This is a genomic window from Vibrio sp. 1978 (assembly GCF_033344345.1).
In genome coordinates, this window is the sequence record NZ_JAWPOP010000010.1 from 166,035 (window position 1) to 181,163 (window position 15,129).

Genomic DNA, 15,129 nt, shown 5'->3' on the forward strand with positions numbered 1-15,129 from the left:
TTATTTTTCTCCTAAAAACCAGAGAGGTGCTCTAACTCTCGATTCAGAAGGTCGTTATTGCCTACATTCAATTCTATAAATCGTTTTAGTTGGCTAATGCTTTCGATGTCTATCTTAGCGATCTTCAACCTAACCTCACACTTAGAGACATTCACAACTTGCGCTTTTAACGTAATCACTTGTTCGGATTGATCAAATGAAAAAGTCACATGGACTGGAAGGGTTGGATCCAAAGCCTCAGTCTCTTCCACTTTCATGAGTAAACCATGCAAGGAAAGATCTTGAATCCTAGCTTCAATTGCCAAGTCACGTTGTTCTATCTTAGCTGGAGCTTGATGGAGAATACGTGAAAAGCGTCGTCTCTCTGTCATATGAATATTCTCGTCAGGTCGTCAAACAGAATTGAATAGTATATCAATACGAACAAAAAATGTTCGATTGTTGTTTGAAAAGTGTCGAAGTCGCTACAGAGTGACGTAAGTGCAATGTCATGTTCTTAACGAACGAGACGGGCTAATGAGCTCTTTTTATAACAAAGAAAACAAAGGCCGCTATGATAGCGGCCTTTGTACAAATTACAATCAAACTTTGTGGGTTGCGATTACTTCGCAATACGCTTGTATTTGATACGGTGTGGTTCTGCGGCTTCAGGACCCAATGTTTTCTTCAACCAATCCATGTACTCTGTGTAGTTACCTTCGTAGAAGTTAACTTGGCCTTCGTCACGGTAGTCAATGATGTGGGTAGCGATACGGTCAAGGAACCAACGGTCGTGCGAGATAACCATTGCACAACCAGGGAACTCTAGTAACGCTTCTTCTAGAGCACGCAGTGTTTCAACGTCAAGGTCATTGGTTGGTTCGTCGAGTAGCAACACGTTACCGCCCGCTTTAAGCAGCTTCGCAAGGTGGACACGGTTACGCTCACCACCCGATAGTTCACCAATAATCTTTTGTTGGTCACTGCCTTTAAAGTTAAAGCGTGAACAGTATGCACGAGCTGGGATTTCGAAGTTGTTGATCTTAATGATATCAGCACCTTCAGAGATCTCTTGGAATACGGTTTTAGAATCGTCCATGCTGTCACGGAACTGATCGACCGATGCCAGTTTTACTGTATCGCCCATCTCAATTGTGCCCGAGTCTGGTTGTTCAGTACCACTTAACATCTTGAATAGCGTCGATTTACCTGCGCCGTTAGCACCGATGATACCAACAATTGCACCTTTAGGGATGCTGAATGACAGGTCATCAATCAGAACTCGACCGTCAAATGACTTGGTCAGGTTCTTCACTTCAATAACCTTATCACCTAGACGCTCACCTGGTGGGATAAATAGTTCATTGGTTTCATTACGTTTTTGGTGATCAGAGCTTTGCAGTTCTTCAAAGCGAGCCATACGTGCTTTTGACTTCGCTTGACGACCTTTAGGGTTTTTACGTACCCACTCAAGCTCTTTCTCGATAGTCTTTTGGCGAGCACTCTCTTGGGAGGCTTCTTGTTGTAGACGAGCGTCTTTTTGCTCCAGCCATGAGGTGTAGTTGCCTTCCCATGGGATACCTTCACCACGGTCCAGTTCTAAGATCCAGCCCGCAGCGTTATCTAGGAAGTAACGGTCGTGGGTGATGGCTACTACGGTACCTGTGTAATCCACTAAGAAGCGCTCTAGCCAAGCCACTGATTCTGCATCTAGGTGGTTGGTAGGCTCATCAAGCAGTAGCATGTCTGGCTTAGAAAGTAGCAAGCGACAAATAGCCACACGGCGGCGTTCACCACCTGATAGGTGCGCAATTTTTTGGTCCCATTCAGGTAAACGAAGTGCGTTTGCCGCACGCTCAAGCGCATTTTCTAGGTTGTGGCCATCTTTCGCTTGGATAAGGGCTTCTAGCTCGCCTTGCTCTTTTGCAAGTGCGTCGAAGTCTGCATCTGGTTCAGCGTATGCTGCGTAGACTGCGTCCAAACGTTTCAGAGCGTCAGCAACGTCAGCAACCGCTTCTTCAACAACTTCACGAACGGTTTTTGATTCGTCTAATACTGGTTCCTGAGGTAGGTAACCTACGTTTAGACCAGGTTGTGGACGCGCTTCACCGTCGATATCCGTGTCGATACCTGCCATGATACGTAGCAGTGTGGATTTACCTGCACCGTTCAGACCTAAAACACCGATTTTCGCACCAGGGAAGAAGCTCAGAGAGATGTCTTTAAGAATTTGACGCTTAGGTGGCACAATTTTGCTCACCCGCGACATGGTATATACGTATTCAGCCATTGCCGATCGTTCCTAAATTAACTGTCATTCAAACCCATCATTTTATACCAAGTGCTTTGTTTTTGTTACCGCATTGCAAGAATTTCCCTAACGAATGGATTTCTTATTTTGAGCTGACCGGAAACTTACACGGTTAGGGTATACACTTTTGTTATTCGTTAAGAATGACGAAGTGTTTTCTATGCGAGTTAGAAACGCTTTGTCTCCATCGTCTTAAAAGTTTGACGAGTACAATTTTTAATACACTAAGTTGCTTTACATGGACATCTGCATTCTGTGTAAATAGATGCATGTGTGAAAATTGCCTTAACATCACATGAACTCTAACAAAACTAGGCTTTAGGGCAGTATATGTCTGGGGAAAATGACACAAATGAGATTCAACGTATCTGAATTGGCTAAAAACGTATGCTGCGCCGCCGCGTTGTGTGCTATGAGTTTGAGTGCTAATGCCGCGCTGAGTTTGGAAAAGCAGCGCGAAGTATATGAGCAAGCTCAAGATTTATTAGATAAAAATGACATCGACGGATACCTTTCGATTCGTCCTAAAATTTCTGACTATCCACTAACGCCTTATGTGGATTACCGCACTTTTATTAGACAGTTACCGGAAAAGTCACCACAACAGGTGAACGAGTTTATTTCTGAGCACGAGTCTTTTCCATTTTCTCGTCGAGTTCGCGCTCCATACCTCAATCATCTTTATAAGCAAAAAGATTGGAAAACCATTACTGAGTTTCAAAAAGTCATTCCTAGTGGTGAGCGTTACCAATGTATTTTCTACGTCGCTCAATTAAAGCAAGGCAAGAAAGTCGCGGCGTTTAAAGGGGCTGAACATATGTGGTTACGTGGCATCAGCATTGCTGATGAGTGTGACCCATTATTTGAAGCATGGGACAAGGCGGGTGAGCGTACCGATGAACTGATTCTACAGCGTATGTTACTGGCGTTTGATGCTCGTAATGGCGGTTTGATGAGTTACTTGCTCAAACTGCCTAAATCCGCGCAGGCAAAGCAACAAGCCAAAGAAATGAAAGCGTTGTTTGATAATCCTTCAAGTGTTGCGGAATTCGCGAAGAAAAAACCTGCGAATGATTTTAATCGAGCGCAAAGTGAATATGCGTTAGAAAAGTTGGCTCGCATGAACACTAGCCAAGCACAAGGTGCGTACGATGCCGTCATTAAAGGACAGAAGTTTTCTCCAGAAAAAGCGCAAGAACTTGCCGACTATATTGCATTTCGATTGACTCGTACGGAGTCTGAGTCATTAGCTAAATGGCGCGATGATAAAACGAAAACCAGTCAGTACTTACCGTTGATTGAAACGCGCATCCGCTTAGCGATTCAAAATGCAGATTGGAAAGGCGTACAAGAGTGGATTGCTGTTCTAAATAAAGAAGAACAAGCCACGCTACGCTGGCAATATTGGCTTGGAAGAAGTGAAATTGCGTTAGGTGATGACATCGCGGGGAAACAGCGTTTAGCAACTCTGCTTGGGCAACGAAACTTCTACAGTGTGGCTGCCGCAAATGCAATCGGACAATCAATCAAATACCCAACGCATACGGTTAAGTTGGATAAGAAAGTTGTTCAACCCTATCAAGACTCGTTAGCTCGTATCGAAGAGTTGATCGCGACGGATAAAATCGCAGCAGCGAAGAGTGAATGGGCACACTTACTGCGCCGCGTAGGAAAAGATGAAAAGGCGATGTTGGCGGCTTATGCATCATTTAAACGTTGGCATAACCTAACGGTGACCGCGAGTATTCAAGCGCAGATGTGGGATAATATCGAACTTAGGTTCCCAATAGCACACCGCTGGTGGTTTAACTTTTATGCGAAAAAGCACAACATTGATCCCGTCACGATGATGTCTCTCGCTCGACAGGAAAGTGCGTTAGATGTTGAAGCCCGCTCTCCAGTTGGCGCTCGTGGTCTTATGCAGATCATGCCTGCGACGGCGAAGTACACGGCACGTAAATATAAGTTGAGTTATCAAGGTACGCAGGACCTCTACAATGTAGGAAAAAATATCGAAATTGGTAGCCATTATTTGCAAGGTTTATTAGAGGATTACGATAATAATCGTATTTTTGCTCTTGCTGCTTATAATGCAGGTCCTAACAGAGTAAAAACGTGGCGAGAGCGTACCCAAGGAAAAGTGGATGCTTATGCCTTTATTGAGGCAATTCCATTTAAAGAGACGCGCGGTTATGTACAAAACATCTTGATGTTTGAAACATACTATCGTGATCTTTTGGGTATCGATGGCGCGTTCTTGAATCAACATGAGATCAATACCAAGTATTGAGTGAGGTAACTTGATGTCGCACGAACCCGAGTACAAAGACTGGCAACAGATTATTGAGCTAATTCGAACAAGTATGGGCACCCAGCAAGATGACATGCTGTTAACTATGCTGATGTCACGTGATGAGAGAGAGTCATTAATATCACGCGTTAATATAATTAACGAACTTCTTAAAGGAGAATTATCTCAACGTCAGATCAGTCAGATGCTTGGTGTGGGCATTGCCACCATTACTCGTGGCTCTAACGAACTAAAGTCGAAATCTGATGAAGAAAAAGACAAGTTGAAAGTCTTGTTAGAACAAGTTGCAGTATCTAAGTAGACAGTATATCCAATTTGCTTTTAGGCCTTGGTGTTACAAGTGACTAAGATAACGTATTACAAAGGGCGGAAATATCCGCCCTTTTGCGTATCTAGAGAATAGGCTGAGTGTTATAAATTTGAAGGAAAGTGCTCAGGGTTTGTGAATGGAATTAAAGCCAGAATCAAGGCTTGGTGATAGACCGAGCTTCGAGTTAGCTGGTTTTGGGTTAGCAGGCTAATAGCGCCACCTTTCTGTTTGATATTATCAGTACCAAACACTTCGTCCATTACATCTCCCAATTCATTCGCATCCTTGAGTTTTTCCAAGACTTTTGGCGGCAACATTAAGCTTGCAGAACGAGATTCACCGCGGTGAGTCTCTGATTCAACCACCATCCAAGCAAACGTCACGTTTGCTTCAATTCCCGCTTCGAGACCGACATAGTAATCCGCGTTTGGCATCTCTACTTTTGCGTTTTTAACGCGGTTTAGCGCACCACGATGAGTTTCTTCATTCGTCATGGGCTGATCTGCAACCTCACTCGGTACACTGATGCCAACGAAGTTGAATTCTTGATGCGGAAATGCATTACGAAATGCACTTTGAACTGCATTAATTTTGGCTGGGTTTAGCGATGCGATTACGACTTTTTGGGTTGCCATGATCTTTTTACTCACTGGTGTCTATTAACTCAATTTTACTTGCGTAGGCTTTACGTTCTCACTCGGGTAACAGCCTAATACTTTCAAGTGCTTAGTGATTTTTGTTAGCTCTTCAAGTGCCTGTTGCATTTCTGTCGAAGCAAGATGTGATGTCAAGTCTACGTAGAACATCTCTTCCCACGGGTTCCCCATAATTGGGCGTGATTCCAGCTTGGTCATATTGATGCCGTAACGTTGCAGCACTAATAGTGTTTCAACCAATGAGCCTGCCTCTTGGGAGGTCGACATGATCAATGTGGTTTTTGCTGGAATCTGAGTAGAAACTTCAACCGGTTTACGAGCAACCACGATAAAGCGAGTATGGTTTTCGGTTTGGTTTGCGATGTTGCCTTGAATTGCTTGCAAGCCATATAGCTTACCGCTTGATGCATTACCAATTGCAGCCACATCATCACGATCCATCTCTTGGACTTTCTGCATTGCATCTGCTGTGCTCGCGCAGGATTCCAGCTTTACCCCTTTCATACGGCTTAAAAACTCACTGCACTGTTGGTGTGGCTGAGGGTGAGAATACAGCGTTTTAATATCTTCCAGACGAATGTCTTTTTTCGCAACCAAGCAGTGTTCGATTGGTTGAGTTAGCTCTCCAACGATGTAAAGCGTCGTGTGTTGTAGTAAGTCATACACTTCATTAATAGAGCCTGAGCTGGTGTTTTCGATTGGCAGAACGCCATAATCAGCATGGCCAGATTCAACCGTTTGAGTCACTTCTTTAAAGTGCTCGCAGTTGAGCTCGATAAGCTCCGTATTTTTACGACTGAAGTATTCGCGACTTGCCAAGTGCGAATAAGAGCCTTTGGCTCCTAAAAAAGCGACGCGAGCAAGTGGCTTACGGCTTTGCTGTGGGTTAACGAGATTTTGCAGATAACTTTGTTGAAGCAGAACTGAGTCTTCAATGATGGTATGGAAAAGTTTGGTGATGTACTGCGCGTCAAGTTCGTATTTATCTTGGCCATTAGAAATCAGCTTGACCAATAATTGCTGTTCACGGACGGCGTCGCGAACAGGCTTTGAGGTTTGTACTTTGCTTTTGGCTACTTCAATGCTGAGTTTACGGCGCTCAGACAATAAGCTGAGAAGTTGGTCATCCAACTCATTCAAGCGTAAACGAATTTCTTCGAGGGAAATAGGTTGGTCAGTCATCAATTCTTTCCTTATAAAAAAGCCTCCCGATTTGGGAGGCTTTCTGTTTGTTTTTGACTTTTCTTTCACAAACGAGTTCGCCCCTCCAACTATGGGAGGAAAAAGAAGTCAAAAATAAACAGTGAGGTTAAATGCATAAATAGTGCTTAATTTATGAGTGTTTAAACACAATAAGCAAGGCTGGGGAGAGCGTCAAGCAAAAAAATAGCGCCTTTCGGCGCTATTTCCTCAATCTGTTCAGTTTACTCTTCTTCTTCCACTAGCTCAGGCTTACTTGCACGTCGAGCTTCAGGTTTGTGGGTCAGCTTGTTCAATTGTCGTTCTAGTTTTTGCTCCACTTCGTTGATAGCTGCGTAAAGATCTTCGTGAGTTGCTGAGGCAATGAGCTGGCCTTTAGGAACTTTGATAACCGCTTCGAATTTCTTCTGTTTGTTTGGTTCCTCACTGAAAGTTGCTTGGCAACCAATTAGGTCTACTTGCCATTTCTCCAGTTTTTTAAATTTGCTCTCAATATGAGCTCGGATTGCAGAGGTGATTTCGATGTTTTTGCCAGTGATATTCATTGTCATAAGTGTTTTTCCTCTGTTGCATCCCTCATGGGTTGAGTTCAGATTACCGCTTTAAGCATAAAAAAATGTGATTCAGATCATTATTTTGCTCGGGTTTTTTATGATGAAAAATGAATGTGATCTCACTCAAGAACTTCTGAGGTTTATCGTGAAATTGCTTGTTATCGGTTAGTAAATCCGTAGATTGAATAGAGTACTCAGCTGAAAACGGCCTCGTTTTTAGGGAAGTTTTACGGCCTAATATTTGAGGTGGTTAAAATTTAACTACACGTAAGGTGTGATGACGATCACTGAGTCTTTCCAATGAATCCATTTAAAAAGCCGCTTACTGTACAAGCGGCTTTTTACTGTCTGGCATTTGGCTGACTTTTCGTAGCGGTATCATGAAAATGGGGTCTTTTGGGGCTAGTGAAACCCTTTCTAGACTTTTGACTTGGTCCAAACTTTCTAGTTGTTTGTATATTATGTAGTAGCGATTAATGCTTGTGACGTACCCAACCGTTGAGCTTAAACTTTTCCGCATAACGACTTCCACGTTATTAAACCAAACATTAGGATCGTAACCTTGTTGGGCTGCACGCTTACGAATACGCTCTACATTGCCGGGGCCCGCATTGTAAGCCGCCAATGTAAAGTAGAGTTTATTTTGTGCAGTAATATCAGGATCACTGAAGTACTGCTTACGCAAAAAAGCTAAGTATTTCACTCCAGCATGAATGTTGTTTTCTAATTGTCGAACATTTTTGATATTGATATTCGGATCTTGAGCGGTGCTGGGTAGGACTTGCATTATGCCAACGGCACCTCGGCTTCCAACTAGGTCGTTATTAAATCCTGATTCCTTGTAAGCGATTGCAGCGATCAGTAAATAGTCGATATCGTATTTCTCACCATAGCGTGAAAATAGCGCTGCGAGTTTTTCTAGTTGAGCAATTTTCTTAGGGTTAAGAGCTCTGTTCAACCATCCCGTGTTATCGATGTATTTACCGTAAATAACGTTACCGAGTAGTGTCCCAGAGCGAGACTTCTGGATGAACTTATTCACGACGGCTTTTAATTTGGGACTATTTTCTCGCATTGCCCAAGCAATTTTGCCATTTTTGCGGATAGGGATTTTTTTGTGCACCCGAATATCATCCATCACTTTCAGCCAAAGCTTGGCTTTATGGCTATCGAGAACAATGGCTTTGACGTAACCATTGTTGAGCATTCCGACCAGCTCATAATCTTGAAGTGTTTCTTCAATAAAGTGCACGATAACAGGCGGTAAGCCTTTTTTGTTTAGTTTCTTATTTAGTGTCTGAATGCTTTCAAAGTAGCTAGAGCTGGCGCGCACCCAAATCTCTTTGCCGCTCAGTTGTTCGATTTTCGTCATCGTTGGTGTGCTTTTGTTTGTCACTACCCACTCTTGAATGTCAGTGAGAATGGGTGAACTGAACTCCACTTTCTGTTTGCGCGTGTCGGTAATAGTCAGGTTGGCGACAACTAAGTCACCTGAACCGTTTTCTAAGGCTGGCAGTAGCTGGTCGCGGGCAACAGGAATAATTTGTACGTTAAGCTTTGGTTTGAGTTTACGAAGGTCTTTTTCGAAATGCGCCAGCAATTCCGCGCCTATGCCTTTTGGTGTGCCGCCCTCAATGTAGTAAAAGCCTAAATCAGCAGAAACTAAGACGCGCAGTACATTCTTCTCCTTGATGACATCGAGGTCCCCAGTATAAGGAGGCTGTTTGAGCGGCGAGATTTGCAGTGCGCAAACGGAAGCAGATAATAGGAGCAGCATAACTGCGCAAAGCTTAGATATCGTCACGTTCACATCCTTTTTATAAAGGGGGGAGGAGAACTTTAAGCATATGTGGAGCTAGGAAGATCATCAAGAAAGGGCTGAATACACTATTGAGAGTAATAAAAAACCGCCACGGTAAAAACGGTGGCGGTTCAGTTTAAAGCAAGTTCAATTACTTCACAGGGTTGAGCTCTATAAGCTTTTCAGTTCTTGCTACGGCGTCTTCCAAACCAAGTTGCTTGTAGGCCTCTAGCTGGATAGTCAGTGACTTACGTGCAGCTTCTGTGTCTGGATACGCTTTTTGTAGCTCTTGGCTGCGATTAATAGCAGCGACCCAAGCTTCACGGCGAAGGTAGAAGTCAGCAGTCGCTAAATCATAGTTCGCTAGACGGTTTTTCAGCGCGACCATACGTTTATGTGAATCTTCTGCATATGGGCTATTCGGGTAGCGTTGAAGTAGTTTTTTGAAGTCATCAAACGCTTTTTTTACCGGTTCAGGATCGCGATCGCTTCGATCTACGCTGAATAAATCATGCATAAAGTTACGATCTTGCGCCATGTGGCTTAGACCTCGCATGTACAGCACCCAGTCCATCTTTTCATGGGTTGGGTTTAAACGCATAAAGCGAGAAATGGTTGCCAAGCCCAAAGCAAGGTCGTCGTTTTTGTAGTACGCATAGATTAGGTCAAGCTGCACCTGTTCTGAGTAGGCACCGAATGGGTAACGTGAGTCTAATGCTTCCAGTTTCTCAATTGCAGAAAGCCAATTACCACTTTGAAGAGAAATCTGTGCGTCTGCATACAGTTCCGAAGGCGGCACATCAGGAACGATTTCTTCTTTGCTTGCACATCCAAACAGAAGGGATACCGCTAAAAGGCCTGTTAAAGTCTGACGTTTCATATCAGGAGTCTGTTCCTTGAATCTAAATATTTCTTAAGCTGCCGTTACTTTCTTTCCAGTAACAGATACAATGACGTAATAGTCTATTTTTTCACAGTCGTGAGCATTAGTCTCACAGTTTTTAAAAAAGTTCGATATGGCTCAGCAGATTGTATTAACAAATACCGTAAAAGATAGCCAGTTAGGTCAACGTTTAGACCAAGCTATCGCCGAATTATTCGCGGACTTCTCTCGCTCGCGCCTAAAAGAGTGGCTGCTTGATGGGAAAGTTCAAGTTGATGGTGAAGTTGTCACTAAACCTCGTACCAAAGTAATGGGTGGCGAGGAAATTACATTGCAAGCCGAGTTAGAAGATGAAGAACGCTGGGAAGCGCAAGATATCCCGCTAGATATCGTCTATGAAGATGAAGATATTATCGTTATCAACAAACCTCGTGACTTTGTGGTTCATCCGGGCGCTGGTACGCCTGATGGCACTGTACTTAATGCGTTGTTGCATCATTACCCTGATATTGCAGAAGTACCTCGTGCAGGTATCGTGCACCGTTTGGATAAAGACACCACGGGTTTGATGGTGGTGGCGAAAACCGTTCCTGCACAAACTCGTCTGGTTCGCGCACTGCAAAAACGTAATATTACTCGTGAGTACGAAGCGATCGCTATTGGTCGTATGACTGCGGGCGGTAAAGTGGATCAACCGATTGGTCGTCACTCTACTAAGCGCACGCTTATGGCGGTAGCACCAATGGGCAAACCAGCAGTAACGCACTACCGTGTTGCTGAACGCTTCCGCGAACACACGCGTATTCGCTTGCGTCTAGAAACGGGTCGTACGCACCAGATTCGTGTGCACATGTCTTACCTTCAGCATCCGTTGCTCGGTGATATTGCATATGGTGGACGTGCTCGCATCCCGACAGGTGCGTCTGAAGAGCTAACGGCAATGATCCGGGGTTTCGATCGCCAAGCATTGCACGCAGTAATGCTGCGCTTTGAGCACCCAATTACGGGCGAAGTTCTTGAGTTTCATGCTCCAGTGCCTGATGACATGGTTGTGATGACTGAAGCGCTTCGTCAAGATACAGAAGAGCACGGCTTACCGGAAGAATTCTAATATGAAGACGATCATTCCGAATTGGCCAGCGCCTAAAAATGTCAAAGCTTTCGCCTCAACACGCATAGGCGGATTTTCGACAGGCCCTTACCAAGGGCTAAATTTAGGTACTCACGTTGGGGATGATTTGTCTTTAGTAGAGAAGAACCGAGCTTGGTTGGCGCAACAGGCAAGCATGCCAAATGCGCCAATCTGGTTAAACCAAACGCATTCAACCGTTGTGGCTCAAGCAAATGAACCAACAACACAGGTGCTTGATGCGGATGGTGTATTTACTTCTTCAAGCCATGTTATTTGTTCAGCGATGACCGCCGATTGTTTACCTGTATTATTGACTAATACACAAGGTACGCAAGTAGCCGCTGTTCACGCAGGTTGGCGCGGCTTAGCAAATGGCATTGTCGAAAATGCGTTAGCGTTGTTTTCTGGTGAAGTGATAGCGTGGCTTGGCCCCGCCATTGGCCCTCAAGCCTTCGAAGTGGGTGAAGATGTTCTGCAAGCTTTTGTTGATTTTGATTCACAGGCGAATCAAGCATTTGCTCCACGCGATATCGACGGTAAATGGTTTGCTGACATGTCGGTGCTGGCAACGCAACGTCTAAACCGGGCTGGTGTGACACAAGTGTTTGATTCTGGACTTTGTACTTACCAAGATAAAGCCTCTTTTTACTCTTATCGCCGTGATGGTAAGACTGGTCGACAAGCAACCTTTATTTGGATCGAAGACTGGCTATAAGCACCAAAGTGCTAAGATGCATACTACTATTTTTGCAAAGCTATCTTTATTCATTCACTCCCTTGAAATTCCCCTCCTGAGTATCCATCTTTCTAACTGTCAAAAGAATTTCCTTTAGTTGAGGTTAGGAAGGTAGATATGCGTCTTGATCGATTCACAAGTAAGTTTCAAATCGCTATCTCTGATGCTCAATCACTAGCGTTAGGGCGCGATCATCAATATATCGAGCCAGTTCACCTCATGGTGGCTTTGCTTGATCAAAATGGCAGTCCAATTCGTCCATTGCTTACTATGCTGGATGTGGACGTAACGCATTTACGCTCTAAATTGAGTGAAATGTTAGATCGATTACCAAAAGTCAGTGGCATCGGTGGGGATGTTCAGCTCTCTAGCTCGATGGGCACATTGTTTAACCTGTGTGACAAAGTGGCGCAAAAGCGTCAAGACTCCTATATCTCGTCTGAAGTCTTCCTGCTTGCCGCTTTAGAAGATCGCGGACCATTGGGGCAATTGCTCAAAGAGATCGGCTTAACAGAGCAAAAAGTCAGCCAGGCAATCGAAAAGATCAGAGGTGGTCAAAAGGTCAATGATCCGAATGCAGAAGAGCTTCGTCAAGCATTGGAAAAGTTCACCATAGACCTTACCGAACGTGCAGAGCAAGGTAAATTGGATCCGGTTATCGGCCGTGATGATGAAATCCGTCGTACTATCCAGGTATTGCAGCGTCGTACTAAAAACAACCCTGTGATTATCGGTGAACCAGGCGTAGGTAAGACAGCAATTGTTGAAGGCTTAGCGCAGCGCATAGTTAACAATGAAGTACCTGAAGGTCTGCGTGGTCGCCGTGTGCTATCACTGGATATGGGCGCACTGGTTGCTGGCGCGAAATACCGTGGGGAATTTGAAGAGCGTTTAAAATCAGTATTGAATGAACTTGCTAAAGAAGAAGGCAACGTCATCCTCTTCATTGATGAACTACACACTATGGTCGGTGCTGGTAAAGGTGAAGGCTCAATGGATGCGGGCAACATGCTAAAACCGGCATTAGCTCGTGGTGAGCTGCACTGTGTTGGCGCAACAACATTGGATGAATATCGTCAGTACATCGAAAAAGATGCAGCATTAGAACGTCGTTTCCAAAAAGTGCTGGTGGATGAGCCGACCGTTGAGGATACCGTGGCGATTTTACGTGGCTTGAAGGAGCGTTATGAGCTTCATCATCACGTCGAAATTACCGACCCAGCGATTGTTGCTGCGGCGAGTTTGTCACATCGCTATGTCTCCGACCGTCAGTTGCCGGATAAAGCGATCGACTTAATCGACGAAGCGGCTTCAAGCATTCGTTTACAAATTGACTCTAAGCCGGAGTCCTTGGATAAGCTTGAGCGTAAAATCATCCAACTCAAAATTGAGCAGCAAGCACTAAGTAACGAGCACGATGAAGCGAGTGAAAAGCGTTTGAAAGCGCTTAATGAAGAACTCAATGAAAAAGAACGTGAGTACGCTGAACTAGAAGAGGTTTGGAATACAGAAAAAGCAGCTCTTTCTGGCACTCAACATATTAAGTCTGAGCTTGAACAAGCTCGTATGGACATGGAGTTTGCTCGCCGTGCTGGCGATCTAAACCGTATGTCGGAGCTTCAATATGGTCGTATTCCTGAACTTGAGAAGCAGTTAGATCTTGCAACCCAAGCTGAAATGCAGGAAATGACGCTATTGCGTAATAAAGTAACCGACAACGAGATTGCAGAAGTACTTTCTAAGCAAACCGGCATTCCGGTATCCAAGATGCTAGAAGCGGAAAAAGAGAAACTACTTCGTATGGAAGACGTGCTGCATAATCGTGTGGTAGGGCAAAGCGAAGCGGTCTCTGTTGTATCGAATGCCATTCGTCGTAGTCGAGCTGGGCTTTCTGATCCAAACCGACCAATTGGCTCCTTCTTATTCTTAGGTCCAACTGGTGTGGGTAAAACAGAGCTTTGTAAGACACTTGCGAGCTTTATGTTCGACAGTGAAGATGCGATGGTCCGTATCGATATGTCTGAGTTCATGGAGAAACACTCAGTGGCAAGGTTGGTTGGTGCTCCTCCAGGCTATGTCGGATATGAAGAGGGTGGTTACTTAACTGAAGCGGTTCGTCGCAAGCCGTATTCGGTAATTTTGTTAGACGAAGTAGAGAAAGCGCATCCGGATGTATTTAACATTCTGCTGCAAGTTCTCGATGATGGGCGTTTAACGGATGGTCAAGGTCGTACTGTTGACTTCCGTAATACGGTTGTGATCATGACATCTAACTTGGGTTCATCTCGTATCCAAGAGAATTTCGCAACATTAGACTATCAAGGTATCAAGAGTGAAGTGATGGATGTGGTTAGCAAACACTTCCGCCCAGAGTTCTTGAACCGTGTTGACGAAATCGTGGTGTTCCATCCACTTGGTCAAGAGCACATTAAGTCCATTGCTTCTATTCAATTGGAACGTTTGGCGAAACGACTAGAGGAGAAAGGCTATCAACTAGAAGTTTCCGACAAAGCACTCGACTTGATCGCTCAAGTTGGTTTCGATCCTGTGTATGGTGCGCGTCCTTTAAAACGTGCAATTCAGCAGAATGTCGAGAACCCGTTAGCCAAATCAATTCTTTCTGGTGAAATCGTTCCAGACAAGACAGTGCAGCTAATTGTTACTAATGACCAAATTTGTGCTCATCAATAATTGTATGGATACAGTAAAATTGAGATAAAAATCACACTAAAGGGGCCGTTTGGCCCCTTTTCTATAGTTTTTTAGAGTCTTTTGTCTGTTTTCTATACGAATAAACTAAAAAGGTGAGTTTTTTTAAAAAATGCACTTGTGTTCTTTAATGAACTCCCTATAATGCGCCTCCGTTGTCACGGGAAAGCAAGTGAAGCGGAACCTAAACAACTACGGTTAGTGAGTTAAAATTAACTCGCAGATAAATAACTTAAAAAAGTGTTTGACACGATAAGTTATCTAGCTAAAATAGCCGTCCACTTTGAAGAGAACTTCGAAGTGTGCTCTTTAAAAATATAGACCTATCAATCTGTGTGGGCACTCGTTGATGATAATCCAATTAGAAGCTTAGGCTTCAAATTAGGTTTCAATGATACGAAGTGACCATTGAATCGAAAGATTCAGCACAGTCAATTCAAACATTACTTCTGCTATTTATTAGCGAAAGGAATGTTCAGTATTCATTGAGCCGAACAAAATCTTAAATTGAAGAGTTTGATCATGGCTCAGATTGAACGCTGGCGGC

At 44.0% G+C, this 15,129-nt stretch carries 12 protein-coding genes and 1 other annotated feature; of the genes, 5 read left to right on the plus strand and 7 right to left on the minus strand.

What is annotated here, in order from left to right:
* Positions 1-11: 11 nt before the first annotated feature.
* The gene (locus R8N49_RS12285) at positions 12-371 is read right to left on the minus strand and encodes a PilZ domain-containing protein (protein ID WP_318189992.1); all 360 of its coding nucleotides are present in this window, start codon (positions 369-371) and stop codon (positions 12-14) included.
* Positions 372-601: 230 nt separating this feature from the next.
* Positions 602-2,269 (minus strand): energy-dependent translational throttle protein EttA, encoded by a 1,668-nt coding sequence (gene ettA, locus R8N49_RS12290; RefSeq protein WP_005381894.1) that lies wholly within the window; start codon positions 2,267-2,269, stop codon positions 602-604.
* 364 nt (positions 2,270-2,633) lie between these two features.
* Here ettA and sltY point away from each other — a divergent pair, with 364 nt between their 5' ends.
* Together sltY and trpR are read left to right on the plus strand one after the other, a co-directional pair.
* Positions 2,634-4,580, plus strand: coding sequence for a murein transglycosylase (gene sltY / locus R8N49_RS12295; protein ID WP_031777190.1), 1,947 nt, complete (start codon positions 2,634-2,636; stop codon positions 4,578-4,580).
* Between the two features lie 13 nt (positions 4,581-4,593).
* Positions 4,594-4,902, plus strand: a complete 309-nt coding sequence (trpR, locus tag R8N49_RS12300) for a trp operon repressor (protein WP_005381892.1) — start codon at positions 4,594-4,596, stop codon at positions 4,900-4,902.
* Between the two features lie 110 nt (positions 4,903-5,012).
* On the opposite strand, the gene yjjX is transcribed toward trpR, so the two are convergent.
* The 5 genes from yjjX to bamD all read right to left on the minus strand — a co-directional run bounded on the left by yjjX (position 5,013) and on the right by bamD (position 10,002).
* Positions 5,013-5,546, minus strand: coding sequence for an inosine/xanthosine triphosphatase (gene yjjX, locus R8N49_RS12305; protein ID WP_005381891.1), 534 nt, complete (start codon positions 5,544-5,546; stop codon positions 5,013-5,015).
* 24 nt (positions 5,547-5,570) lie between these two features.
* On the minus strand, positions 5,571-6,749 hold the full coding sequence (gene pheA / locus R8N49_RS12310; RefSeq protein WP_017636154.1) for a prephenate dehydratase: 1,179 nt from the start codon (positions 6,747-6,749) through the stop codon (positions 5,571-5,573).
* A gap of 12 nt (positions 6,750-6,761) precedes the next feature.
* Positions 6,762-6,883, minus strand: a sequence feature (Phe leader region).
* 108 nt (positions 6,884-6,991) lie between these two features.
* Positions 6,992-7,318, minus strand: coding sequence for a ribosome hibernation-promoting factor, HPF/YfiA family (gene hpf, locus R8N49_RS12315; protein WP_005381889.1), 327 nt, complete (start codon positions 7,316-7,318; stop codon positions 6,992-6,994).
* A 325-nt stretch (positions 7,319-7,643) separates the two neighbouring features.
* Positions 7,644-9,125 (minus strand): lytic transglycosylase F, encoded by a 1,482-nt coding sequence (locus R8N49_RS12320; RefSeq protein WP_309473959.1) that lies wholly within the window; start codon positions 9,123-9,125, stop codon positions 7,644-7,646.
* Between the two features lie 148 nt (positions 9,126-9,273).
* The gene (gene bamD / locus R8N49_RS12325; protein ID WP_318189993.1) at positions 9,274-10,002 is read right to left on the minus strand and encodes an outer membrane protein assembly factor BamD; all 729 of its coding nucleotides are present in this window, start codon (positions 10,000-10,002) and stop codon (positions 9,274-9,276) included.
* Between the two features lie 136 nt (positions 10,003-10,138).
* On the opposite strand from bamD, the gene rluD reads away from it, so the two are divergent.
* The 3 genes from rluD (at position 10,139) to clpB (ending at position 14,564) form a co-directional block, all read left to right on the plus strand.
* On the plus strand, positions 10,139-11,116 hold the full coding sequence (gene rluD, locus R8N49_RS12330) for a 23S rRNA pseudouridine(1911/1915/1917) synthase RluD (protein ID WP_005381875.1): 978 nt from the start codon (positions 10,139-10,141) through the stop codon (positions 11,114-11,116).
* A 1-nt stretch (position 11,117) separates the two neighbouring features.
* A complete protein-coding gene (gene pgeF / locus R8N49_RS12335) occupies positions 11,118-11,852 on the plus strand; it encodes a peptidoglycan editing factor PgeF (RefSeq protein ID WP_258489632.1) in 735 nt (244 codons plus the stop codon).
* A 138-nt stretch (positions 11,853-11,990) separates the two neighbouring features.
* Entirely contained in the window at positions 11,991-14,564 is a 2,574-nt protein-coding gene (gene clpB / locus R8N49_RS12340) for an ATP-dependent chaperone ClpB (RefSeq protein ID WP_005381873.1), read from the plus strand.
* Positions 14,565-15,129: the final 565 nt, after the last annotated feature.

Bases quoted from the DNA above. Each gene is read 5' to 3' on its own strand.
- R8N49_RS12285 (WP_318189992.1), bottom strand. From the start codon at position 371: ATGACAGAGAGACGACGCTTTTCACGTATTCTCCATCAAGCTCCAGCT.
- ettA (WP_005381894.1), bottom strand. From the start codon at position 2,269: ATGGCTGAATACGTATATACCATGTCGCGGGTGAGCAAAATTGTGCCA.
- sltY (WP_031777190.1), top strand. From the start codon at position 2,634: ATGACACAAATGAGATTCAACGTATCTGAATTGGCTAAAAACGTATGC.
- trpR (WP_005381892.1), top strand. From the start codon at position 4,594: ATGTCGCACGAACCCGAGTACAAAGACTGGCAACAGATTATTGAGCTA.
- yjjX (WP_005381891.1), bottom strand. From the start codon at position 5,546: ATGGCAACCCAAAAAGTCGTAATCGCATCGCTAAACCCAGCCAAAATT.
- pheA (WP_017636154.1), bottom strand. From the start codon at position 6,749: ATGACTGACCAACCTATTTCCCTCGAAGAAATTCGTTTACGCTTGAAT.
- hpf (WP_005381889.1), bottom strand. From the start codon at position 7,318: ATGACAATGAATATCACTGGCAAAAACATCGAAATCACCTCTGCAATC.
- bamD (WP_318189993.1), bottom strand. From the start codon at position 10,002: ATGAAACGTCAGACTTTAACAGGCCTTTTAGCGGTATCCCTTCTGTTT.
- rluD (WP_005381875.1), top strand. From the start codon at position 10,139: ATGGCTCAGCAGATTGTATTAACAAATACCGTAAAAGATAGCCAGTTA.
- pgeF (WP_258489632.1), top strand. From the start codon at position 11,118: ATGAAGACGATCATTCCGAATTGGCCAGCGCCTAAAAATGTCAAAGCT.
- clpB (WP_005381873.1), top strand. From the start codon at position 11,991: ATGCGTCTTGATCGATTCACAAGTAAGTTTCAAATCGCTATCTCTGAT.